The organism is Pseudomonas caspiana, from assembly GCF_040224095.2.
Classification (GTDB): domain Bacteria; phylum Pseudomonadota; class Gammaproteobacteria; order Pseudomonadales; family Pseudomonadaceae; genus Aquipseudomonas; species Aquipseudomonas caspiana.
Genome location: NZ_CP167995.1, coordinates 878,610 through 901,329 on the forward strand (window position 1 = coordinate 878,610; position 22,720 = coordinate 901,329).

General features: G+C 58.2%; 15 protein-coding genes. 11 read left to right on the forward strand and 4 right to left on the reverse strand.

The genetic code is table 11. The features are described 5' to 3' along the window. Positions 1-452: 452 nt before the first annotated feature. Positions 453-1,781, forward strand: a complete 1,329-nt coding sequence (locus ABRP31_RS03970) for a DUF3100 domain-containing protein (RefSeq protein WP_087272866.1) — start codon at positions 453-455, stop codon at positions 1,779-1,781. Positions 1,782-1,925: 144 nt separating this feature from the next. Here the strand turns inward: ABRP31_RS03970 and ABRP31_RS03975 are convergent, their stop codons facing one another. Continuing rightward, positions 1,926-2,840: a LysR substrate-binding domain-containing protein gene (locus ABRP31_RS03975; protein WP_027902858.1), complete on the reverse strand. Its 915-nt coding sequence runs from the start codon at positions 2,838-2,840 to the stop codon at positions 1,926-1,928. A gap of 127 nt (positions 2,841-2,967) precedes the next feature. Between ABRP31_RS03975 and ABRP31_RS03980 the strand changes: the two genes are divergently transcribed. Continuing rightward, a complete protein-coding gene (locus ABRP31_RS03980; protein ID WP_087272869.1) occupies positions 2,968-4,344 on the forward strand; it encodes an L-serine ammonia-lyase in 1,377 nt (458 codons plus the stop codon). 160 nt (positions 4,345-4,504) lie between these two features. Here the strand turns inward: ABRP31_RS03980 and ABRP31_RS03985 are convergent, their stop codons facing one another. From ABRP31_RS03985 to ABRP31_RS03995, 3 genes are read right to left on the reverse strand one after another with little or no spacing between them, the layout of a single operon-like run. Continuing rightward, entirely contained in the window at positions 4,505-5,662 is a 1,158-nt protein-coding gene (locus ABRP31_RS03985) for a M20 aminoacylase family protein (RefSeq protein ID WP_349973428.1), read from the reverse strand. Between the two features lie 2 nt (positions 5,663-5,664). Continuing rightward, positions 5,665-7,182, reverse strand: a complete 1,518-nt coding sequence (locus ABRP31_RS03990) for an aldehyde dehydrogenase family protein (RefSeq protein ID WP_349973426.1) — start codon at positions 7,180-7,182, stop codon at positions 5,665-5,667. A 3-nt stretch (positions 7,183-7,185) separates the two neighbouring features. Beyond that, positions 7,186-8,076, reverse strand: a complete 891-nt coding sequence (locus tag ABRP31_RS03995) for an NAD(P)-dependent oxidoreductase (RefSeq protein ID WP_349973424.1) — start codon at positions 8,074-8,076, stop codon at positions 7,186-7,188. A 145-nt stretch (positions 8,077-8,221) separates the two neighbouring features. Between ABRP31_RS03995 and ABRP31_RS04000 the strand changes: the two genes are divergently transcribed. The 9 genes from ABRP31_RS04000 (at position 8,222) to ABRP31_RS04040 (ending at position 22,649) form a co-directional block, all read left to right on the forward strand. Further along, the gene (locus tag ABRP31_RS04000; RefSeq protein WP_349973423.1) at positions 8,222-9,130 is read left to right on the forward strand and encodes a LysR family transcriptional regulator; all 909 of its coding nucleotides are present in this window, start codon (positions 8,222-8,224) and stop codon (positions 9,128-9,130) included. Positions 9,131-9,403: 273 nt separating this feature from the next. Further along, positions 9,404-9,928: a fimbrial protein gene (locus ABRP31_RS04005; protein ID WP_087272895.1), complete on the forward strand. Its 525-nt coding sequence runs from the start codon at positions 9,404-9,406 to the stop codon at positions 9,926-9,928. 47 nt (positions 9,929-9,975) lie between these two features. Beyond that, positions 9,976-10,719 (forward strand): fimbria/pilus periplasmic chaperone, encoded by a 744-nt coding sequence (locus ABRP31_RS04010; protein ID WP_349973421.1) that lies wholly within the window; start codon positions 9,976-9,978, stop codon positions 10,717-10,719. Between the two features lie 122 nt (positions 10,720-10,841). Then, positions 10,842-13,400: a fimbria/pilus outer membrane usher protein gene (locus ABRP31_RS04015; protein WP_349973420.1), complete on the forward strand. Its 2,559-nt coding sequence runs from the start codon at positions 10,842-10,844 to the stop codon at positions 13,398-13,400. Positions 13,401-13,638: 238 nt separating this feature from the next. After that, entirely contained in the window at positions 13,639-14,586 is a 948-nt protein-coding gene (locus tag ABRP31_RS04020; RefSeq protein ID WP_349973419.1) for a fimbrial protein, read from the forward strand. A gap of 60 nt (positions 14,587-14,646) precedes the next feature. Further along, positions 14,647-17,463, forward strand: a complete 2,817-nt coding sequence (locus ABRP31_RS04025) for a response regulator (RefSeq protein ID WP_349973417.1) — start codon at positions 14,647-14,649, stop codon at positions 17,461-17,463. Continuing rightward, on the forward strand, positions 17,460-18,656 hold the full coding sequence (locus tag ABRP31_RS04030; RefSeq protein WP_349973416.1) for an EAL domain-containing response regulator: 1,197 nt from the start codon (positions 17,460-17,462) through the stop codon (positions 18,654-18,656). The genes ABRP31_RS04025 and ABRP31_RS04030 overlap by 4 nt, the downstream gene beginning before the upstream one ends. Before the next feature lie 93 nt (positions 18,657-18,749). Next, positions 18,750-21,998 carry a response regulator gene (locus ABRP31_RS04035; protein WP_349973415.1) on the forward strand — a complete coding sequence of 1,083 codons (3,249 nt, stop codon included), beginning with the start codon at positions 18,750-18,752 and terminating at the stop codon, positions 21,996-21,998. A 3-nt stretch (positions 21,999-22,001) separates the two neighbouring features. Beyond that, on the forward strand, positions 22,002-22,649 hold the full coding sequence (locus tag ABRP31_RS04040) for a response regulator (RefSeq protein WP_087272909.1): 648 nt from the start codon (positions 22,002-22,004) through the stop codon (positions 22,647-22,649). Positions 22,650-22,720: the final 71 nt, after the last annotated feature.

Consider the following 22,720-nt stretch of genomic DNA (forward strand, 5'->3'; position numbering starts at 1 on the left):
CCTCGAATTGAAATGGTTTCCCCTGTGGGAGCCGGGCTTGCCCGCGTCCAGCCTTATCGCGGGCAAGCCCGGCTCCCACAGGATTTGCGTCGCATAGCCTTATCGTGGGCAAACATCAGTTTTTTCGCAGAGCTCGCGACCCATTTGGTGTTCTGTTTTAGGCAACAATAAATTCATTCTGTAATATTGGTGCGTGTCCTCTCCCTACCCATACTCGAACCGTACCCCGACGCCACCAGACGGGGGCGCAAAGGCCGGATCTGCTGACGGAGCAACCCTCACAAGGGGCGTCATAAAGCAGGCGAGAGCATCAAGTTTTATCGCTCGCAGCACGCGAGTTTCCATGCCTGACATGGATTTTGAATCTGCCCTGGGTGCCGTCGGCACCTCCTGAAAAAACAACAACTATTGGCCAGCCGCATGACGATTGGTCAACAGGTGAGGGGACAACCATGCAACATTCTCACGCCGCGACACTGGGCGAAAATCGTGCCGTTTCATCGACCGTAAAGCTGTACATCTGGGCGGCCGTCATTCTGGTGGTGGCCGAGGCAATCGGTGCGATCAGCATTCCCCTCGGCCCTGGCAAAGTCGTTCTGTTGCCGATGGTCTGGGCGCTGTTGATCGGTGCGGGCATTGGCATCTTCAGTCGCCGTCTGCCTGGCCCGATCGGTCTGAGCCTTGGCGATCAGGTGCGCTCCGCTTCAATCCTGCAACCGGCGCTGCTGGTGTTTATCGCTAAACTGGGCATGGTCGTTGGCGGTTCGTTGCCGCTGGTGTTCGCTTCGGGTTGGGCGCTGTTGTTCCAGGAGTTCGGTCACTTTGTCGGCACCGTGATTCTCGGTCTGCCGGTGGCACTGATGCTGGGTATCAAGCGCGAAGCCATTGGTGCGACGTTCTCTGTGGGTCGTGAGCCAAGCCTGGCAATCATTGGTGAACGCTACGGTATGGACTCCCCGGAAGGTCGCGGCGTACTGGCCGAATACCTGACCGGAACATTGTTCGGCGCGTTGTTCATCGCCATCGTCGCAGGCTTCATCACCAGCCTGGGGATCTTCCATCCCAACTCGCTGGCAATGGGTTCAGGCATCGGTTCTGGCAGCATGATGGCTGCAGCAGCAGGCGCGATTGCTGCGCAGCAGACGCCGGAAGTGGCCAAGGAAGTCATGGCGCTCGCCGCTGCGTCGAACCTCATCACCACGACCATCGGCACTTACTTCACGCTGTTCATTTCCTTGCCGCTGGCGGTCTGGGGCTACCGTGTACTGGAGCCGATCATCGGCCGTACCACCAAAGCCTCGGTGATGAACAATGGTCCGAAGCACGATCAAGTGTCCCTTGAGGTCAAGGAGCTGGGTTGGGGCGGACGGATCAGCGCGTGGCTGGCAGCCGGTGCACTGGCATTGATCGCCAACTACGTCGGCTACAAAACGCTTTCGCCAGCGGCCTTCGGCGGTATCGCGGTGATGATTCTGGCGGTATTCATTGGTGAACTGATCTGCGTTGCCCTGCGCCGCAAGATCCCGGCGGTGTGCACCGTGTCCATCGTTGCCATGTTCATGACCTCGCCAGCATGCCCTTGGGCTGCGGAAATCGCGCAGATGGTCGGTTCGATCAACATGCTTGCGGTCATCACACCGATGCTGGCGTTCGCCGGTCTCTCGGTCGCCAAGGACCTGCCAGCGTTCCGTTTGCTGGGCTGGCGTATCGTGCTGGTGTCGTTCCTGGCCAACTTCGGTACGTTCATTGGTGCTGTGTTGATTGCTGAGTTCTTTCACTGACTCTTGAATTGTGAATGATGACTGTGGGAGCTGGGCTTGCCCGCGATAAGGACACCGCGATTCTAAAGTGAACTGCGTCCAGCCTTATCGCGGGCAAGCCCTGCTCCCACAGGTCATCAATAATGCAGAAAAAGCATTACCCCATCACATCCCCAGCGCCTGCTCCACCAACCAGTCATGCACCGCCCGGCGGGCCGGGGTTTGCAGGGCGCCTTCGCGGTAGACCAGTACATACTTTTTGCGCGCTGCAATCGGGTGGCCGAACGGGATGATCAGCGAGCCTTCTTCCAGCTCATTGGTGATCAGCGCCTTGCGCGCAATCGCTACGCCCATGCCCATGATCGCCGCTTCAATCGTCAGGTGGTTGCGGTTGAACGTGTGGCCCCGACGCACATCGATGCCTGAGGCGCCGATGGCATTCAGGTAAAACTCCCACTCGGCGTATTCATAGCTGCCGCGCCAGGCGGTGATGTCGTGCAGTAATGGGTAATGCACCAGCTGACTGGGAGTATCCAGCGGCGGCTTGCCGGCTTGTAACGCGGGCGAGCAGACCGGGAACAACTCTTCTTCGAGCAACGAGGTAGTCATCAGGCCCGGATAGCTGCCGTCGTTCAGGTCAATCGCCAGGTCGAAATCGTCATCGCGCAGCGAACCGCTGCTGTCTTCGGCAATGATTCGTAGCTGAATGTCCGGAAACGCCTGCTCCAGTTGCGGCAGGCGCGGCATCAGCCATTTGCTCAGGAATGAAGGAATACAGCGCAGCTTGAACACGCCGCCGATGCGTCCCGAGTGCAGCAGCCGCAGTTCATCATCGATGCGGCTGTGTACCTCGTTGGCGACGATGGCCAGCCGTTGCCCTTCGGCGGTCAGCTCGAGACCACGACCGACCCGATGAAACAGCGCAAACCCCAGTCGTTCTTCGAGCTGGCGCATCTGCTGGCTGATCGCACCGGGCGTCACGTGCAATTCGTCCGCGCAGCGGGTGAACGACAGGTGCCGGGCGGCACAGGCGAAGACCTGTAACCATGCATGCATTTGCGCGTTGAGGATTTTGCTCATCTATCAGTTCTGCTTAACCATGGCTTAGGAAGTTTCGTTTGTGGATCGCTTGGCTGGCGCCTAAAAATACCAGCACATAACAAAGTGTCTTTCGAGGCGACAGCCTCTCACGAATCGAGCAAACCGTATGGCTATCAGCGTCTTCGACATGTTCAAAATCGGCATCGGCCCCTCCAGTTCGCACACGGTAGGGCCGATGCGTGCTGCCGCGATCTTCACCGTGCAATTGCGCGAACAGGATCTGCTGAACAAGGTCGAGCGCGTCGAGGTACGTCTGTATGGTTCGTTGTCGGCCACCGGCATTGGGCACGGCAGTGACCGTGCGACGGTCATCGGCCTGATGGGCGAATGGCCTGATCAGGTTGACCCGGCGTTGGTCGCACCTCGTGTAGATGCAGTGCTGGAACAACAAGTTCTGCTGCTCGGTGGCGAACAGCGCATTACTTTCGACTGGCAACGCGACATGCGCCTGCTGGAAGAAAGCCTGCCTTATCACCCCAACGGCATGACACTCTGCGCCTATGGTGCCACCGGCGAGGTGTATGAGCAGACTTATTATTCGGTGGGTGGTGGTTTTGTCATCGATGCCGAACAGGCCGCCAGCGGCATTCTGGACAGTGATACTACCGAGCTGCCTTACGACTTCTCCAGCGGTGCCCAGCTGTTGCGGCTTTGCAAAAAACACGGCCTGAGCATTTCTGCGCTGATGATGGAGAACGAAAAAGTCTGGCGTACCGAAGCGGAAATCCGTTCGCGGATCCTGCACATCTGGGGCGCCATGAAGGATTGCGTGATCAAGGGCCTGAGCGAAGAGGGCATCTTGCCCGGAGGTCTGAATGTACGGCGTCGCGCTTTCCGGTTGCATCGCAGCTTGCAGGAGTTGGGCAAGCCGAACGTGATCAGCTCGACCCTTAGCGCTATGGAATGGGTCAACCTGTTCGCCCTGGCGGTCAACGAAGAAAACGCAGCCGGCGGGCGCATGGTGACGGCGCCTACCAACGGCGCAGCGGGGATCATCCCGGCTGTGTTGCACTACTTCATGAAATTCAACCCTGACGCTACCGAAGATGACGTGGTGCGGTTCTTTCTGAGCGCGGCGTCGGTGGGCATTCTGTGCAAAAAGAACGCGTCGATTTCTGGTGCGGAAGTGGGGTGTCAGGGCGAAGTCGGTTCGGCCTGTGCGATGGCGGCGGCGGGGTTGGCAGAGATTCTCGGCGCGACCCCTGAACAGGTGGAAAACGCTGCGGAGATTGGGCTGGAACACAACCTTGGCCTGACCTGCGACCCGGTTGGCGGCCTTGTTCAAGTACCGTGTATCGAACGCAACGCGATTGCTGCCGTGAAGGCGATCAACGCCGCCCAAATGGCCATGCGGGGCGACGGTGAACATTTCATCTCCCTTGACCACGCCATCCGCACTATGCGCGACACCGGCGCGGACATGCTTGAGAAATACAAGGAAACGTCACGCGGCGGTTTGGCGGTCAAGTGGGTGGAGTGCTAATCCAGCTATGAATAATGTCCCTGTGGGAGCAGAGCTTGCTCGCGATAAGGCTGGACGCGATCTCAAGTGAACCGCGTCCAGCCTTATCGCGAGCAAGCTCTGCTCCCACAGGGGATCTCATTTCAACTCGGACGATTGGGCGAGGAAAATCACCAGTTTCTCAGCCCGCAGCCAACTCCTGCTCCACCAACTTCGTCCACACCGCTACGCCTGCGCCGATCACTTGATCGTTGAAGTCGTAATACGGGTTGTGCAGCGCCGCTGATGGTTTTTCGCCGTCCACGCCCAGCCAGATGTACGCGCCGGGGCGAGCCTGAAGCATGTAGGCGAAGTCTTCGGACGCCATGGACGGGTTGCAACCCCACTGAACGTTTTCCTCGCCCACTGCGGTAATGGCTGCACGACGAATCGTAGCCGCAGCATCAACGTTGTTCTCAGTGACCGGATAACCCACTTTGTAAGCCAGCTTGCCGGTCACGCCAAAGGCGACTGGCAGTTGCTCGACGAATTCGCCAATCAAATTCTCGACCTTGTCCCGCACCGGCGTCTGCAGGCAACGCACCGTACCGCGCAGTACGGCGGTTTCCGGGATGACGTTGATCGCTTCACCGGCGTTGAACTGAGTGATGCTGACCACCGCTGAGTCCAAGGGCGAGAGACGACGAGAAACGATGGTCTGCAGGCCCAGCACCAACTGCGCAGCGGCAACAATCGGGTCTGCACCTTTGTCCGGCATCGCGGCGTGGCTGCCTTTGCCGGTCAGGGTGATTTCAAAGGTATCCAGCGAAGCCATCATCGGCCCCGGATTGATGATCACCTGACCGGCCGGTGCGCCAGGCCAGTTGTGCAGGCCGTAAATAGCGTCCATCGGGAAGCGTTCGAACAACCCGTCATCAATCATTTTGCCCGCGCCGCCGAGGTTTTCTTCGGCAGGCTGGAAGACGAAATACACCGTGCCTTTGAAGTTACGGGTCTCGCTCAGATGGCGAGCAGTGGCCAGCAGAATCGCCGTGTGACCGTCGTGACCACAGGCGTGCATGCAGCCTTTGTGCGTGGATGCATGGGAGTGAGTGCCCAGCTCCTGAATCGGCAAAGCGTCCATGTCGGCACGAATGCCGATGCTCGGGCCTTCGCCGGTGCGCAAGGTGCCGACTACGCCCGTGCCGCCAAGGCCGCGGTGCACCTCGATACCAAAGCTTTCGAGCAACTGCGCAACCCGCTCGGAGGTGCGCAGTTCTTCAAAGCCCAGTTCCGGGGCTGAGTGGAAGTCGCGACGCCATACTGTGGCGTCTTCGATCAACGTTTGGGATAGCTTCATGTTCACTCCAGGCTCGCGCCGTAACCGAAGCTGACCGCAGGTACGGCAGCCGTTTCGACCCAGACGCTTTTGACTTCACTGTATTCACGCAGTGCGTCCAGACCGGACGAACGACCATAGCCACTGTCACCGTAGCCGCCGAAAGGCGAGCTGACGTGGATGGTCTTGTAGCCGTTGACCCAGAAAGTCCCGGCGCGCACTTGCTTGGCAACGCGGTGAGCGCGGCCGACATCACGAGTCCACACTGCGCCCGCCAGACCGAAGCGGCTGTCGTTGGCGATGCGGATCGCTTCTGCTTCATCTTTGAACGGAATCGCCACGACCACCGGGCCGAAGATTTCGTCCTGCGCGCAGTTCAGCGCGTTGTCGCCAGCCAGCACTGTCGGGTTGACGTAATAACCCGGCACGTTCGGCAGCGGGTCAGCGTCGACACCGACCAGCTTTGCACCGTCCTGGAGCGCGTTTTCGACCATGCTCTTTACGTGTGCATATTGCTTGGCGTTATTGATCGGGCCGATCTGGGTTTCCGGGTCGCTTGGGTCACCCACTTTGAATTGTTTACCCGCTGCGGCCAGCGCAGTGGTGAAGCGCTCGAAAATCGATTCCTGCACCAGCAGACGCGAACCGGACACGCAGCTTTGACCTGCGCCGGAGAAAATCGCGGCCTGAGCGCCGCGCAGGGCGACCTCCAGATCTGCGTCTTCGAAAACGATGTTCGCCGACTTGCCGCCCAGTTCCAGTACACACGGAATGCAACGTTGCGCAGCGGCGGTGGCGATGTGACGACCGGTGGCGGGCGAACCCACGAACACCACTTTGCGAATATCAGCCTTGGCGATCAGCGCTTGGCCGATGGTGTGACCGAAACCAGCGACCACGTTGACCAGACCTTTCGGCACACCGGCGCGCTCGATCAGCACGGCGACCACCAGCGAGGACAAAGCGGTCAGCTCTGACGGCTTGAGGATCACCGCGTTACCGGCAGTGATAGCGGGTGCGATCTGCCAGCCGCAGGTGAAAATCGGTGCGTTCCACGGGGTGATTTGCAGCACAGTGCCCAGTGGTTCGTAGGTGACGTAGTTGAGGTGCGAGGTCGGTACCGGGATTACTTCGCCGTGCAGCTTGTCAGCCCAGCCTGCGTAGTACTCGAACATCTCGGCAACTTTTGCCACTTCAACATTGGCGTCGCGGATGGGCTTGTTGGCGGTGATGGATTCGATCTGCGCCAGATTGGCGGCTTCCTGACGAATCAGCGCGCCAACATGATACATCAAACGACCACGGGCTTGAGCGGTCAGGGCTGCCCACTGTGCCTGAGCGGTTTTCGCCGCTGCGTCGATGGTTGCAACCAGTGATGCGTCGGCATCGGGGAAGCTGAGCATCAGGCTGTCGTCGTGGGCGTTACGCACTTGCACCGGTTCGCCATGGCCTTCGACGAATTCGCCGCCGACATAGCTGGCCACGGTGTTGCGGTCGCCCCAGTACGGGCGCATCAAGTCCAGCAATTTTTGCGTGCTCATCGGTTATTCCCCTTTGCCGAACAGCTGGGCATCGGTCCGCTGAACGATGCAGTTGAAGTCTTCACCATCCGGCAGCGTTTCGCTGCTGGCGGCCCACAGTTGGGCGACGATGCGCGCCAGTGGCAGGTCCATATCCAGGCTCGCAGCCAGATCGCTGGCCAAGCCAACGTCCTTGCGCATCAGGCCCATGGTGAAACCCGAGTTGTAGGTTTTGTTCAGTACCCAGGTCGGGAACATCACTTGAGTGGCGCCGCTGCGGCCGGAACCGGCGTTCAGACCGAGCATCAGTTTTTCCGGATCGACGCCCGCTTTGGCAGCCATGCTCACGGCTTCTGCGGTGCTGATCAGGTGGCAGGCGGCGAGCATATTGTTGGCGATCTTCGCTACGTTGCCCGCGCCGCATTTGCCGACGTGAACCCGCGTGCCGCTCATGCCTTCCAGTACCGGCAGTACTTTTTCCAGGTCCGCGTCTTCTGCGCCGATTACCATGGACATGGTGCCGGTGGCAGCACCTTTAGGGCCGCCGGAAACCGGAGCGTCGATGAAACCAATATTCTTTTGCAGCAGAGCGGCGGCCACCTTGCGGCTGGCTTCCGGCGTGGAAGTCGTGGTGTCGACCACGATCAGGCCAGCGTTGCCGTGTTGCAGCACGCCTTCAGCGCCCAGGCAAACCGACTCAACGTGCTCGGCTTTTGGCAACGACAGGATCAGCACGTCTACTTGCTTGATCAGTGTGGTGCGATCGGTCACCGGTTTAACGCCTTTGCTTTCGGCGATTTCCAGTGCCGCTTGCGACAGGTCAAAGCCGCTTACGTCAAAGCCTTTGCTGGCGAGGGTTGCAGCCATGCCGCCGCCCATGTTGCCCAATCCAATCACGCCTATTTTTAAAGTCATTCAGAATGCTCGCTTAGCTGTTTGACAGGCTACGTCGCACCGTCAGTGGTTATCGGCAGATGATCCGAGTATGGACACCGCTCTGCACACACAGCAATAATCACCAAATTCATTTTTGTTGCGTTGAAAGCAACGCAGGTGACCCATGAGTCTGGTTCAGGATCGACGCATTCTTTATTTCTTCGAGGCCGTGCGACTGGGCAGCGTTCGCGCTGCTGCGGACTTTCTGGACGTGGCGCCCTCTGCAGTCAGTCGGCAGATTGCCCAGCTGGAGCATGAGCTAGGCGCGCCGTTGCTGGAGCGCCATCGCCGTGGCGTGAAGCCGACTGAGGCGGGGGATCGCGTGCTGGCTTATTACCGTCAGCGACTTTCGCAGCAAGAGGTTTTGCTGGAGTCGCTGCAAGCGCTGCGTGGTTTGCAGAGTGGTTCGGTGGTGTTGGCGATTGGTGAAGGATTTATCGATGGCCTGACCGAGCCGCTGACGAAATTCTCGACGCTGTACCCCAAGGTCGAGCTGCAAGTGAATGTGTGCGGCACCAACGAAGTGATTCGTCAGGTAGTGGAAGACGAGGCGCACATCGGCCTGGTTTTCAACCCGCCCGCTGACCCGAAAATTCGCTCCCATGCCCACCAGAAACAGCCGGTCTGTGTAATGGTCAGCCCCGACCATCCGTTGGCACAGCACGAAGGCCCAATTCCCCTGAAAGGTCTGGACAGCTATCGCTTGGGGCTGCTCGGGGTTTCCTACGGCATCCGCCAGATCCTGACTCAGGCCGAACAGCAATCCGGTGTGTCCCTTATGCCGATCCTGACCTGCAACACCTTCGCCATGCTCAAACGCTTTGCCATGAGCGGCGGCGTAACGCTGTTGCCGACCTTCGTGGTGGTGGACGAACTGGCGAGCGGCAAGCTGGTCGCGTTGCCGCTGGAGTCCCAAGTGTTCAGCGAATCACAGGTCCACATCATCAGCCGGCTGGGCAGGCAATTGAGCGTGGGTTCGAGCCGATTGCTGGGGCTGTTGCAGCAGGATATGACGGCGTTTAATGGGCGGTGATGGTGACCCATTGAAATTCAATTCCCTTGTAGGAGCGCACGAGCACTGCGAGGCCGCGATAGCGATGTATCAGGCTGAACGCTATCGCGGCCTCGCAGTGCTCGTGCGCTCCTACAGGTTTTTCGTTTTCTGCGCAGCATCGCGGCAGTGCTCCTTTTTAAGAATCGTCTGATTCTGACTCTTCGGACAGCTCCTTAAGATTGCGTCTCTCAATAGCCCGGCACCAGGCACAACGTCTGTTGCTGCATTTTGATTGACTCAGCGGAGCTCGACATGAAAAAGACTTTACTGGCGCTTGGTGCGATGGCCGCAGTTGCCTCTTCGTTCAACGCCTCGGCAGCAGATGGCACCATCAACTTCACCGGTCAGATCAACAGCCAGACTTGTACCATCGAAGGCGCCACCGCCGGCACGTTGGTCAAGGCCGTTGCTTTGCCAAAGGTTTCAACGTCGTCACTGGCCACCGTCGGTAAAACCGCCGGGCGTGTCGGTTTCACTCTGGCGCTGACTGCCTGCACGGGTAGCAGCGCGTTGGTGCGTTTCGAACAGGGCGCGTCGGTTGATGCCGCAACCGGCAACCTGCGTAACCAGACCGCTAACGGTTCCAACGCACAGATCCAGATCCTCAACGCGAACTTTGCGCCGATCAATCTGCAAACCAATTCGGGTTCGTTGTCGACCGCTATCACTGAGGAAGCCGCAAGCCTGCAGTTCTACGCGCAGTACATCGCCGCTACTGCCGCAGCGACTGCGGGTCAGATCACGTCCAATGTCCAGTTCTCCATGGATTACAACTGATCCTGTACGCCCGGGGTCAGGCTCCGGGCGTTGATCGAGCCAATCTTATGAAAACTTCTTTCCTCAAGCGTGCCGTGTGCGCGCTGTGCAGTGCGTTTTTTGTTATCGGGATTTCACCCGTGTCGGCCAACGTGGTGATTTCAGGCACTCGTGTGGTCTATCCGGCCAGCGAGCGGGAAATCACCCTCAAGCTCGATAACGTGGGTCAGGAGCCGTCTCTGGTTCAGGTCTGGATTGACCGGGGCGATCCCCAGTCGCGTCCCGATCAGGCTGATGCGCCTTTTTTGCTGACGCCGCCCATTGTGCGGATTTCGGCAGGGCGTTCGCAGACCCTGCGTATCACCTATACCCATGACCCATTGCCGACAGACGTCGAATCGGTGTTCTGGCTGAACGTTCTGGATGTTCCGCCCAATCCGAAAAATGCCGACAGCAACTTTATTCAACTGGCCTACCGGTCACGGATCAAACTCTTTTACCGCCCGGAGCAATTAAAGGGTTATGCCGAAGACGCACCCGCCGCGGTGAGCTGGAAGCTGGTTCCAACCGCCAACGGCGTCGTATTGCGCGGCTCTAATCCAAGCGCGTTCAGCGTCTCTTATAACAAGACTGAGCTGGTGGTGGCGGGCAAGACCTACAGCAGCAAGGGCGGAATGATCCCGCCACGAGGCGTGCAGGATTTCCCGCTGGAAGAGTTGAAAAGTATACCGTCCGGGGCGCTGACCCTGCGTTACGAATGGATCAACGACTACGGCTCAAGCAAGTCCGTCGAGACCCGCCTCAGCAATTGATTGCACGCGGTGCTTACGGTTTTGGCTAAGCACGCTGACCGCCATTTTCGCTAACTCCGGCCAGACAGGCTGGACCTCTGCTGCTTGCTCTGATGATGCAAGCCTGTCCAGGATGACTACTCATGTTTGATTTTATCTGCCCGGCCATGCGCCTCAGGGTGCGGCAGCCGTGTGCGCTTTTTGTTTTGCTGACGATGCTGCCTTGCAGTGTTTTGGCAGACGACAGCGAGCATGTGGACTTCAACCCCGCTTTCATCACTGACAGCCAAGGACGAGCGGTGGATGTATCCCAGTTCGAAAATGGCAATCCTCTTGCGGCGGGCGGTTATCGCGTTGACCTGTATTTGAACGGCAACTGGCAGGGGCGCGAATTGCTGATGGTGCGTAAAGACAGCGCGGCGGGGAAGGCTCACTTCTGCTTTAGACTGGATGATCTGACACGCTGGGGTCTGAATCTTGAGGCTCTGCCAAACCGTGATCGGCAAGCGGATTTGCTGAAAGACCCGGAATGCGTCGAGCTGTCACTACTGGCGCCCGACATCAATGTCGAAGTGGACATGAGTGAGTTACGCACCGACGTGAGTATTGCCCAGGCCTATTTGAAGCGTGTCTCCCGTGGCTACGTCGACCCGAAAAACTGGGATCGCGGTATCAATGCTGCGTTCGTCGGTTACAACGCAAATCTCTACCAGAACGACAATCAGGGCGTAGCCAGTACTCAGTCTTATCTGGGTCTTAACACCGGGGTCAACCTGGGCGACTGGCGTCTGCGCCATAACGGCTCGTACAGCTACAACCGTTCTGCCCAAGGCCCGTCAAGCAAGGGTTATCAAGCGGTCAGCAGTTATGCACAACGCGACATCACAGGCCTGAAATCGCAACTGACGATGGGCGAGTACTACACCCCCGGCGAGTTGTTCGACAGCGTGCCTTTCAGTGGTGTGCAGCTCGGCAGCGACGATCGTATGTTGCCAGATTCCATGCGCGGCTTTGCCCCGCCGATCAGGGGGGTGGCGGACACCAATGCCCGGGTTACGGTGCGTCAGGGTGAAAGCATTCTTTACGAAACAACGGTCGCACCGGGGCCGTTTGTAATTGATGACCTGTACAGCACCGGTTATTCCGGGGATCTGTCAGTCACCGTCACGGAGGCAGACGGCCGTACCCGGAGTTTTATCGTGCCGTTTGCCTCGGTCGCGCAATTGCTGCGCCCCGGCACCACACGTTTCAACATCACGGCGGGGCGTTACCGCGATGAATACCTGAACAATACGCCAGAGTTTGTGCAGGGCAGCTATCAACGCGGTATCTCGGACAGATGGAGCGCCTACACCGGCAGCATCATCGCCGAGCAGTATCTGGCGGTGCAGGCGGGCGCGGCCTGGAGTACGCCCTTTGGGGCAATGGCGCTGGACGTCACCGAATCCCGTGCGACAGGTCTGGAACAAAGTGCCGGAGCGCTCGATTCCAGTATGCGTGGGCGCAGTTATCGGCTGACTTACAGCAAGTTGCTGGATTCCACCCAGACCAACTTCACGGTGGCGGCGTATCGCTTCTCCAGCGAAGGCTATTTGAATTTCAGCGACTATGCGCAATTGCGCAGTCGAGACACCGGCACGCTTTATCGACAACGCAGCCGCTTCCAGCTGAACATCAATCAGCCGCTGGGTGAGCGTCGTGGCAACGTCTATGTCACCGGCTCGGCGCAGAACTATTGGGGCGGTGATCGGCGCAGCAACGTGACCTATCAGGCCGGTTACAGCAATGGTTACAACTGGGGTTCGCTGAACGTGGGCGCCAGTCGGACGCGAGACTTCAACGGCGCCTTTCAGACTCAATATCAGGTTGGCGTAAACATCCCGTTTGGTCGCACACGCTCCAATTACATCAGCAGCACCATGCGCTACACCGACAGCGGCGACAGCAATACTCAGGTTGCCTTGGGCGGCAGCGCCGGTGAGCGCAATCAGCTTAATTACAACGTCTACGGTTCGGCGGACAAGAGCGCTGGCAACACCACCAGCAGCGCCGGTTCTTCCATGCAATATCGCGCTGAGCAATCCACCCTGAGCGCCGGAGTCAACACGGGCAATGGCTATAAACAAGCCAATGTGGGGGCGAGCGGCAGTCTGGTGGCCCACACAGGCGGCGTGACATTCAGCGCTGATCAGGGCGAAACCATGGCGTTGGTCAAAGCCGAAGGCGCCAGTGGGGCCCGGGTCGGTAACGCCTCGAACGCAGTGATCAACGACAGCGGCTACGCGCTGGTGTCGGGCTTGATGCCTTACCGCCAGAACGACATAGCCCTGGATCCGAAAGGCACCTCCGACACAGTTGAACTCGAGACCACTTCGCAATCCATCGCGCCGCGCTTCGGTGCGATCAGTCTGGTGAAGTACGAAACCATCAGCGGTACGCCCATCCTCATGCAGGTCGTACGTGACGACAAACAGAGCCTGCCGATGGGCGCTCAGGTGAAAGATGCTCAAGGCAACTTCCTGACCATGGTCGGGCAGGGTGGGCGTCTGTTCATTCGGGCCAGTGAAAACAAAGGTGAGCTGCTGATCAGTTGGGGCAGCAAGCCGGGCGAAAGTTGCGCGTTGAACTACGCCTTGCCCGCCGATCACAACCCGGCGCAAAGCGGTTACGTACAGATGAAGGCGACCTGCAAAGTGCGCTGAGCCAACACCCGCCGGACCGAGGAGTTTCCGCCGCATCGCCGCTGCGCTGTCGCGCGGCAAACACGGGACCTGTAGGAGCGCACGAGCACCGCGAGGCCGCGATAGCGGTGTATCAGAAAGAATGCCATCGCGGCCTCGCCGTGCTCGTGAGCTCCCACAGAAAAGCATTCAAAATCAGTAATTTATATTTTTCTGAGCGCTTAACTCAGTTAGTTATGCGTTTTTAACAGGAGTCCACATGAAAGATTTTCTGCTGAAACCCGTCCCCGCCAAGTGGTGCCTGGGTGCGTTTGTTTTGTTGTTTTGGGTTGGGCAAAGTTGGGCGACTTGTTCTTTCCTCGGCTCGGATAACAATTCGACCTTTACGGTGACCGTGCCCGCAACCCTCGCCGTGCCAAAAAACACACCCAACGGTACCGAGCTTTTTCGATCAAGCCCCGTCACGCTCTCGAACGTACCTGGAGTTACATGTTCTGGCGACGGATGGGGCTACTACAACAGTAGAGGTGCAACGGCAGAGAGCGACCCCAGCCCAATCGGCACGACCGGACTGGGCTGGCGTTACATTTACCAAGGATATGAATTACGTGGGCACCCTTCAGCCGGAACTTTCAGTGGTGGCGCAGGGATCAATGGCACAACTGCCGCGCTGCAAATTGTAAAGATTGGTACGGTCACGTCGGGTTCCATCTCCGGCGGCGTCATCGGCACGTTTCGCGTTGGCAGCAACAATCTGGATGTGTCCAGAATGAGCCTGTCCAATGCGATCAATATCACCGAAGTCAGTTGTCAGACGCCATCAGTCAACGTCGCTTTGGGTAAACATCGCAGCAGCGAATTCGGCGCTGTTGGCAGCTCCATCGGGCAGACAGCGTTCAATATTCAGCTTAATAACTGCCCTGGCGGGCTTGGCGGCATCAGTTATCGGTTGGACCCGGTCAATACCGCGTTCAACGCAGGTCAGGGCATTCTTGCGTTAGATGCTGGCGGGGCGACAGGTGTTGGCATCCAGATCACTAACGCGAGCAACGGTGCGATCGGTCTAGGTGAGGTGCATGGTTTTCGCACTGCGCCGCCAGCTGGTAATTACTCGATCCCTCTGCGCGCTGCGTACTACAAAACCGCTAATACGGTCACCGGCGGGCCGGCCAACGCTTCCCTGCAATTCACCATTACTTATCAATAAGTACTGCCTTTTAAGATTCGCCTTATGTCCGCCAAAGGGCATAAGGCTTACTTTGCTCTCATGAAACTACGTCAATTCATTGATCCGCTGGACTCGTCCTTCTCGACCCCCAAGGCCGCGCGCAAGCTGTTGCACTTGTTCGCCATTGCCTTGGTGCTGGGTTTTTATGCCGGAATCTATAGCTACCTGAGCGCCCGCCTGAGCGAGGAGATTTCTCTGCGTCGCAGCGACATGAATGCGGCGATTTCCGATGCGCAGAGTTTTTTCGTCAGCCGCCAGACACTGCTGAAAACCCTCGGCCTTGCCGCCGTGCGTAATGTCACCGCGCCGCAAAACAGTGCCAGCGTCATGCAGGGTGAGGAAGTGCATTTCGGCCTGGGCGCTGGCGACCAAAGCTGGAGTCTCTGGCTGACCAAACGAACGGTCAGTTACCTGCGTACCAACAAGGTCAATCTGCTCTACGTTGGCAAAGCTGACAGCAGCGAAGTCGTGCGTCTTTTCACCGCCAGCGACACCGTACCTGTGATCCCCGCAGCCGTGTTGGCGCGTTTGCGTCTGGGCGATCATCAGGGTGATATCGCTGACGATGACCTGTGGCTCACGGACCAACATTCGTTGAATGCGTCGTTGTACATTTTTACCCGCCTGGACGAGCGCAGCGCCGAATCCGGCTGGCTTGGGTTTGAGGTCGAGTCTCCGGATCTTATGAGTGCTCTGCACAAGGAAAACGCCGGGCAATTCATGCTGCTCGATGCCGAAGGCCAACTGATTTTCGCCAGTGCTGATCGGCGTCCGCTGTCGTTGGCCCTTGAGCAACTGGGGGCTCGGCAGTCTTTTGGTTTCGTGGGCAATGGCTGGTTGCCTGACCACCTGGCGATCCGCAAGCAACTGGGCTACTCGGACTGGCAGATCGTATACGCCATTGAAATGCGCTCGCTGCTGCCGGTCCTGGGTCTACCGTTTCTAATTTGCCTGCTGTTGTGCGTGGTCATTACATGGTTTATGTATCGGTTGGTACGGCGTATTGATCAACGGCTGATCATTCCCGCCGGTCATCGCATCGAAGCACTGGTGGAAAGTGAAGCCTTCAGCCGCGCAGTGATTCAGATCGCGCCAGTTGCGCTGTGTGTCTTGCGTCGTCAGGACGGCGCTGTCGTGCTGGAAAATCCGCTGTCCCAGCAATGGCTGGGCGACGGCAGCGAGCGTCAGCAACTCTGTCATGGCTGGATTCGGCGCGGTTTTGACGATGTGGATCAGAACAGCACCGACGAACTCCAGATGGCCGATGGTCGTCATCTATATTTGAGCTTCGCCCCCACCCGCTACAAGCGCGAGGACGTGTTGATCTGCGCGTTCAGCGATATCAGTGCGCGCAAGCAGGTGGAAGTGGCGCTGGAGCAAGCGCGACGTATGGCGGATGCCGCCAATGAAGCCAAAACGTTATTCCTGGCGACCATGAGCCACGAAATTCGCACACCGCTGTATGGCGTGCTCGGCACCCTTGAGTTGTTAGCGCGTACGGCTTTGAGTGAACAGCAGAAGAACTATCTGAAGGCGATCGAAGGCTCGTCCGCCAACTTGCTGCAGTTGATTTGCGATGTGTTGGACGTATCGCGGATTGAAGCTGGTCAGTTGCAGCTGGAGATCAGCCGCTTCTCGCCCCTGGCGCTGATCGAGGAAGTGATTCAGGGCTACGCCGCAGCCGCTCAAAGCAAAGGCTTGCAGCTGTTTGCCTGTATCGATCCGCAGCTGCCGGACTGGCTCAACGGTGACGTGACCCGTATCCGGCAGATACTCAATAACCTGTTGAACAATGCCCTGAAATTCACCGACAGCGGACGGATTATCTTGCGGGTCCGGCTCGACAGCCGGGACGGTGAGCGGGTCACGCTGCACTGGCAGGTTTCCGATACCGGCAAGGGCATCTCTCACGAGAGTCAGCAGCATCTGTTCGAGCCGTTTTATCAGGCCGATGGCAACACCAATGTGGTGGCGGGCACCGGTTTGGGTTTGTCGATCTGCAAGCGCTTGATGCATTTGATGAATGGCAGTATGCGTGTCGTGAGCGAGCCCGGTCTGGGCAGCAGCTTCACGTTGCATTTGTCGCTGGAGCAACTGCCGACTCTCGGTCACGCACTGTTCGCCAATCCATTGCTGCCAGAACAGGTCTACGTGGTATCGCCGATTCGTGAACTGGCCGAAAATCTCTGCGGCTGGCTGTGCCGCTGGGGCGCAAGGGCGCAGGTCGGCGTGCCCGGCGTTAGCGACCAGCCGGATGCTGCAGTGTTGCTCGAAGTGCATCCGGGCCGCGTGCAAGGCTCGCTCGCGCCGGATTGGTCCGGTGCCCGGGTGGTCGCGGCCACCGATATTCATGGCGACACCCTTGGCTCGGCGTTTGAGCCGGTCAGCCTCAACAGCCTGCCTGCGTTGCATCGGGCTCTGGCCTCGGCGCAGGGCCAGACTGTGGCATTGAAGGCGCCACTGGACGATACCCGTGCGGCCTTCAATCTCGGCATTCATGTCTTGGTGGCTGAAGACAACGTAATCAATCAACTGATTCTGCGTGACCAGCTGGAGGAGTTGGGTTGTACCGTCGAGCTTGCTGACGATGGCGTTGCAGCCCTGGAAATGTGGCAAGCGTCATCCTTCGATCTGATCCTTACCGACATCAACATGCCACGCATGAACGGTTACGAACTGGCCGCACAGTTACGTCGCCAGGATTGCAGTCTGCCGATTATTGGCGCCACCGCAAATGCCATGCGTGAGGAAGGCGACAGGTGCATGGAGGCGGGCATGAATCAGTGCCTGATCAAACCGTTTGCATTACGCGCCCTTTACAACTGCCTGGAACCTTACCAAAGGAGTAGCAATTGAAGTCCTATCGGGTACTGATCGTTGAAGACCATCCCTTTCAACATGAGTACTTGCTGCACCTGTTCAGCGATTTGGGTGGCTTTCAAGTCGATGCGGTCTGGGATGGTCCGACCGCGCTGACGCGCTTGAGTAGCAGCCACTACGATCTGGTCGTCAGTGACTTGTTCATGCCAGGCATGGACGGCGTACAACTGATCGAGAAGCTGGCCGGGCTGCCTGATTGTCCAGCTTTGGCGTTGATGAGTGTTGCTTCGCGGCGGATGCTGGTCAGCGCCGGGCTGGCGGCCAAGAACCTGGGCCTGAATGTCATCGGGCTGATTTCAAAACCGGTGGAAGCGCAGGCTATCGTTCGTTTGCGCGATGGCCTTGATGCGTTACGCAAACGTGGCAGCGCGCCTGTCGGTAGCCCGTTGCGGCATGATCGGCAGCGACTGCTGCAAGCTATGCGCAGCGGTCAGATCCAGCCCTGGTTTCAACCCAAAAAGTCGTTGAAGGATGGTCGAATTTGCGGTGCTGAGGCGCTGGTGCGTTGGCAGCACCCACAACTGGGCACGCTGATGCCCGGCGACTTCCTGGCGGCAATCGAACGGTTGGCACTGGAAGAGGAACTGCTCTGGCTGATGTTAGAGCGTACCCTCGAAGTTCAGGCGTATTGGCGCAAGCGGGGGTACGAGGTTTCGGTATCGATCAACTTGCCGACCCATTTGCTGGACAGCCATGACCTGTCCGACCGGCTACATGCCCGAGTACTGGCCCTTGGGGGCGAGCCGCGCTCGATCTGTTTCGAACTGCTCGAAACCTCAACCACTCAAGCGCTCAGTGCCTATTACGCCGGTGCCTGCCGCTTACGAATGATGGGCTTTGGCCTGGCTCAGGATGATTTCGGCAAAGGCTTCAGTTCTTATTTCAACCTGATCTCCACCCCGTTCAGTGAACTGAAAATTGATCGATCACTGGTCAATGGCTGTGTCGAGAACGAAAGCATGGCCGCCGCTTTACAGAGCATCGTCGAGCTCAGCGGCAAGCTGGGCCTGACAGTGACTGCCGAAGGCGTGGAGACACAGGCTGAACTGGCCTTCTTGCGCAAGATTCGTTGCGACCAAGCGCAGGGTTTTCTGATCTGTGCAGCGGTTGCCCCAGAACTGTTTCTCGATTTGCTGCGTGAAGATGGCCAGACGCCAGCACTAAAATGATCTGCTACTGTCTATTCATGAGCATGCCAGGGAGTGGCGACCAAGCTGTAAGCAGTGGCTGCGGCACATTCCCTTCATAAACGGCAGCGCTTGATGAAACATGAAAGCCTGAAATTAGGTGTCTTGGCGCTAAGCTCTCAGCGGCTCAACAAGTTGCTGCTGATAATGGCCGGTTTGTCCTTGTTGCTGATCGGTACGTGCTGGTGGGCGATTGACCGTGTGCTGGAAGAAGAGCGCGATAAGGTCAATTTTCATTTCGCCCGGTTGGTTGAAAGTATTCATGAATACGAGTCCTTTCTGCACAACGTGGCCGACGCTTACGATCGCACCAGCCAGAATGTGAAAACCGACGTTCGGCCGATGTCCCGGGTGGAGCTGATGCAGCAGGGCGACGAGCGGGTGTTCCAGAATCGTGGCCTGGCCATGTCTCAGCCATTCACCTTGAGTGAGCGCACCCGCTATAGCCCGACCGAGTTGCAGGGCGCCTATTCTCTGGGCGTGCAACTGACCGATTACTACAGCACCTTCTGGTCGAGTTCTTATTATTCAGCGCCGCAGACATTTCTGTTTTCGCCGTCGGACCAGTTCAATATCGCGGTCCCCGGTATCGATGGCTCGCGCAAGCCGGCAGCGTTGCTCAAAGGTAATTTCTTCGAAGTCACCGGTCGTCTGTTTCAGGCTTTGCTTCAGCAGCGCGGCCAGTTGAACGACACCCATGTACGCTGGATGCGTGCACCTCCTGACCTGCTGCCAGGTACCCGAAACATCATTGCGTTTATCGGCGTCGACATCACGCCCGAGATCATGCCGGCTCGGCAGGATAACGGACTGCTGACCTTCGCCGCATTACTCGACGCGGGCAAGTTCAATGAGCTGAATCGACTACTGGACCGGTCGATTGATAACGAGGTCACGTTGATTTCCCCGACCGGTGAGGTATTGCTGGGGATGGCCCAGGACCATATCGATAGCCCCATGGGCCTGAGTCTCGACAGTCACGGCCTGCATTTCAAAGTCAGCTCATCGGGCAGTCAGCACTGGGTTGGCTTGTACACCGTCAGCTATAAAAGCTTCTTTCGTTATGCGCAGTGGCCGCTGCTTGGCATCTTCAGCGTGTTTCTGCTTGCGCTGTTCGCAGGCTGGCGAGTCAACCGTTGGTATCGCACACAAATAGTCGACCCTGCGCAGCGCGCCAATCGGCGCCTGACCGAGAGCGAAGCGTTCAACCGAGTGATGCTGCATAGCGCACCGGTTGGGCTGTGCGTGGTGCAGCGCAACAACAGTAAAGTACTGCTGGAAAACCAGCGTGCCCAGGAATGGCAGGGCACTGCCGAGCTGATCAGCCTGCTCAAGCGCGACTATCAGGATCAGGACCCGCAGGAAGTACAGATCGAAGTGGCTGGTCGGCATTTGCTGGTGTGCTTCGTGTCGACTCGTTATCAAGGCGAAGACGTGGTGTTGTGCGGCTTCAACGACATCACCCGGCACGTGGATGACGCGCAGCTGATGGAGCAGGCCAGGCTTTCTGCCGATCAGGCCAGCGCCGCGAAAACCTTGTTTCTGGCAACCATGAGTCATGAAATTCGTACGCCGTTGTATGGAGTATTGGGCAACCTTGAGCTGCTCGGGCTTACCGAACTGAGCCCCCGCCAGCACGATTATCTGCAGACCATCCAGCGCTCGTCGTCAGTCCTGTTTCAACTGATCAGCGATGTATTGGACGTGTCGAAAATCGAATCCGGGCAAATGGCCCTGGAAACCTCGACGTTCAGCCCACTGGATGTCTTCGAGGATGCCGTGCGCAGTTACGCTGCCACCGCAGGCAACAAGGGCCTGCAGGTGTTCGCCTGTGCCGATGCGAACCTGCCTGCCCAGATGCGCGGCGACAGCGGACGCATCCGTCAGATCATCAATAATCTGCTCGGCAACGCGGTTAAATTCACTGACTCGGGGCGCGTGGTGCTGCGTTTGAAAGTCACCGATCTGGACCAGACTCATGCCTCGCTGCAATGGCAAGTTTCCGACACCGGGCCGGGCATCAGCGAGAAGCAGTTGACTCAATTGTTCAAACCGTTCGCGCAGGTCAGCGGCAGCGAACGGGCAGGGGGCGCAGGCTTGGGACTGTCTATTTGTGCGCGTCTCGCCGAACTGATGGATGCCAACCTGCGTGTGGTCAGCGAGCCAGGTCTGGGTAGCAGTTTTTCGTTGCATATCCGGCTTCCTGTGGTGCCGGGGCCGTTGGCTGATTGTGCGGATATCGAGCTGGATGATGTGGCGGTGTACGTTCGCGCGCCCATGAAAGAGCTGGAGCAAAACCTGATCGACTGGCTCAGTCGCTGGGGCGCCAGAGCCATGGTGTTGCCCGACGATTTCAGCGGTAATAGCCAGTCACTGTTGCTCGACATGGGGCAGAGCAACACGGAGTTGGCGACCTGGCACGGCCAGCGTATTACGGTCAGTGAGCGAGGGCAAAGCCAGCCGCAGCCAACGGAACAAGGCTGGGAAGTGAGTTCTTTTGATATTCGTGCGATCGCCCGTGCCCTGACCCTTGCGAGTCACGGGCCGGCGCGTCAGTTGGCATCGAGGCGTACCGACACAGCGATCCCTGAAGGGCTGCGGGTGCTGGTGGCTGAAGACAATCCGATCAACCGGGCGATCCTGCAAGAACAACTCGAAGCGCTGAGCGCTCGGGTAGTGACTGCCGAAAACGGTGAGGAAGCGTTGCAGCGTTGGGCGCCAGAGCTGTTCGACCTGATCATCACCGACGTCAACATGCCGTTGCTCAATGGCTACGAGCTGACCCGGGCATTGCGTGCGCGTGATGCGCGAACACCGATAATCGGGGTCACGGCCAACGCCATGCGCGAGGAGGGCGAGCAATGTCTGGCGGTGGGCATGAATGCCTGGATCGTCAAACCGTTGAGCCTGAAAACCTTGCGCCAGGCGTTGATCACTCATTGCGGGCCTGCTGCTACACAACTGCCTTCTCCGGCTGTTGTGCAGGCGGGCGACATGGATGGCTGGATCAGCTTTTCCCCAGCCATGCACCGACTGTTTATCGAGACCATGCAAGACGACCTCAACATGACTGCGCAAGCGCTCGACCAGTCCGACAGCGCTCTTGTGGTTCGGCATTTGCACCGCATGAACGGCTCACTGGCGTCGGTGCGTGCCTCGCAGTTGTCGGCGGCCTGCAATGAGCTCGAAATGTTGTTGCTGGATAAACCGCTGGACGCTGAATCAGCCGATGCAGTGCGAATTTTGCTAAAACGTCTGGAGGTGATGCTACGTGCTTTGCCCACGGATCCCGGACCAGACGAATCGCCATCCAATGGCAGGTAGCTAATGAAGAAAATAAAAGTCGTGATCGCTGATGACCACCCGATCGTGCTGTTCGGGCTACGCGAAATCATCCAGCGGGATGGGCGCTTCGAGGTGGCTGCCGAGGCGACCAGTTCCAGCCAGTTGATTGCCGAGTTGAATACCCACGAGCCGGAGGTGGTCATCACCGACTTCAACATGCCGGGCGACTCGACTTATGGCGACGGTCTTAAACTCGTCGAGTACCTGATCCGGCGGTTCGTCAAAACCCAGGTGCTGGTCCTGACGATGATTTCCAATAACCTGATTCTTTCCCGACTGCATGAGTTGGGCGTGGTGGGTGTCATCCAGAAAAACCATCTGCACGAAGAAATCGAGAACGCACTGGATGCCCTGGCGTTGAACCGCAGCTATCGAGGGCCGGTGCAGGAAGCGATTTCAGTGCAGGTCAACAACCAGCAAGTGGATGAACGCTTCGCCAGCCTGTCACCCAGAGAGGTGGAAGTGTTACGACTGTTCGTGATTGGTAACAGCGTCAGCGACATTGCCCGGCAGGTAAACCGCAGCACCAAAACAGTCAGCGCCCAGAAAATTTCGGCGATGCGCAAACTGGAAGTGACCAGCGACCATGCCTTGATGACGTATTGCATCAAGGCGGGGCAGTTTCAGTAGGCGCTGCGCCATTCAGCAGGGCTGGCGCAGAACCTGTGGGAGCCGGGCTTGCCCGCGATACATGAGACGCG

Excerpts from the sequence above, each read along its gene's own strand:
- ABRP31_RS03970 (WP_087272866.1), top strand. The coding sequence starts at position 453 with ATGCAACATTCTCACGCCGCGACACTGGGCGAAAATCGTGCCGTTTCA.
- ABRP31_RS03975 (WP_027902858.1), bottom strand. The coding sequence starts at position 2,840 with ATGAGCAAAATCCTCAACGCGCAAATGCATGCATGGTTACAGGTCTTC.
- ABRP31_RS03980 (WP_087272869.1), top strand. The coding sequence starts at position 2,968 with ATGGCTATCAGCGTCTTCGACATGTTCAAAATCGGCATCGGCCCCTCC.
- ABRP31_RS03985 (WP_349973428.1), bottom strand. The coding sequence starts at position 5,662 with ATGAAGCTATCCCAAACGTTGATCGAAGACGCCACAGTATGGCGTCGC.
- ABRP31_RS03990 (WP_349973426.1), bottom strand. The coding sequence starts at position 7,182 with ATGAGCACGCAAAAATTGCTGGACTTGATGCGCCCGTACTGGGGCGAC.
- ABRP31_RS03995 (WP_349973424.1), bottom strand. The coding sequence starts at position 8,076 with ATGACTTTAAAAATAGGCGTGATTGGATTGGGCAACATGGGCGGCGGC.
- ABRP31_RS04000 (WP_349973423.1), top strand. The coding sequence starts at position 8,222 with ATGAGTCTGGTTCAGGATCGACGCATTCTTTATTTCTTCGAGGCCGTG.
- ABRP31_RS04005 (WP_087272895.1), top strand. The coding sequence starts at position 9,404 with ATGAAAAAGACTTTACTGGCGCTTGGTGCGATGGCCGCAGTTGCCTCT.
- ABRP31_RS04010 (WP_349973421.1), top strand. The coding sequence starts at position 9,976 with ATGAAAACTTCTTTCCTCAAGCGTGCCGTGTGCGCGCTGTGCAGTGCG.
- ABRP31_RS04015 (WP_349973420.1), top strand. The coding sequence starts at position 10,842 with ATGTTTGATTTTATCTGCCCGGCCATGCGCCTCAGGGTGCGGCAGCCG.
- ABRP31_RS04020 (WP_349973419.1), top strand. The coding sequence starts at position 13,639 with ATGAAAGATTTTCTGCTGAAACCCGTCCCCGCCAAGTGGTGCCTGGGT.
- ABRP31_RS04025 (WP_349973417.1), top strand. The coding sequence starts at position 14,647 with ATGAAACTACGTCAATTCATTGATCCGCTGGACTCGTCCTTCTCGACC.
- ABRP31_RS04035 (WP_349973415.1), top strand. The coding sequence starts at position 18,750 with ATGAAACATGAAAGCCTGAAATTAGGTGTCTTGGCGCTAAGCTCTCAG.
- ABRP31_RS04040 (WP_087272909.1), top strand. The coding sequence starts at position 22,002 with ATGAAGAAAATAAAAGTCGTGATCGCTGATGACCACCCGATCGTGCTG.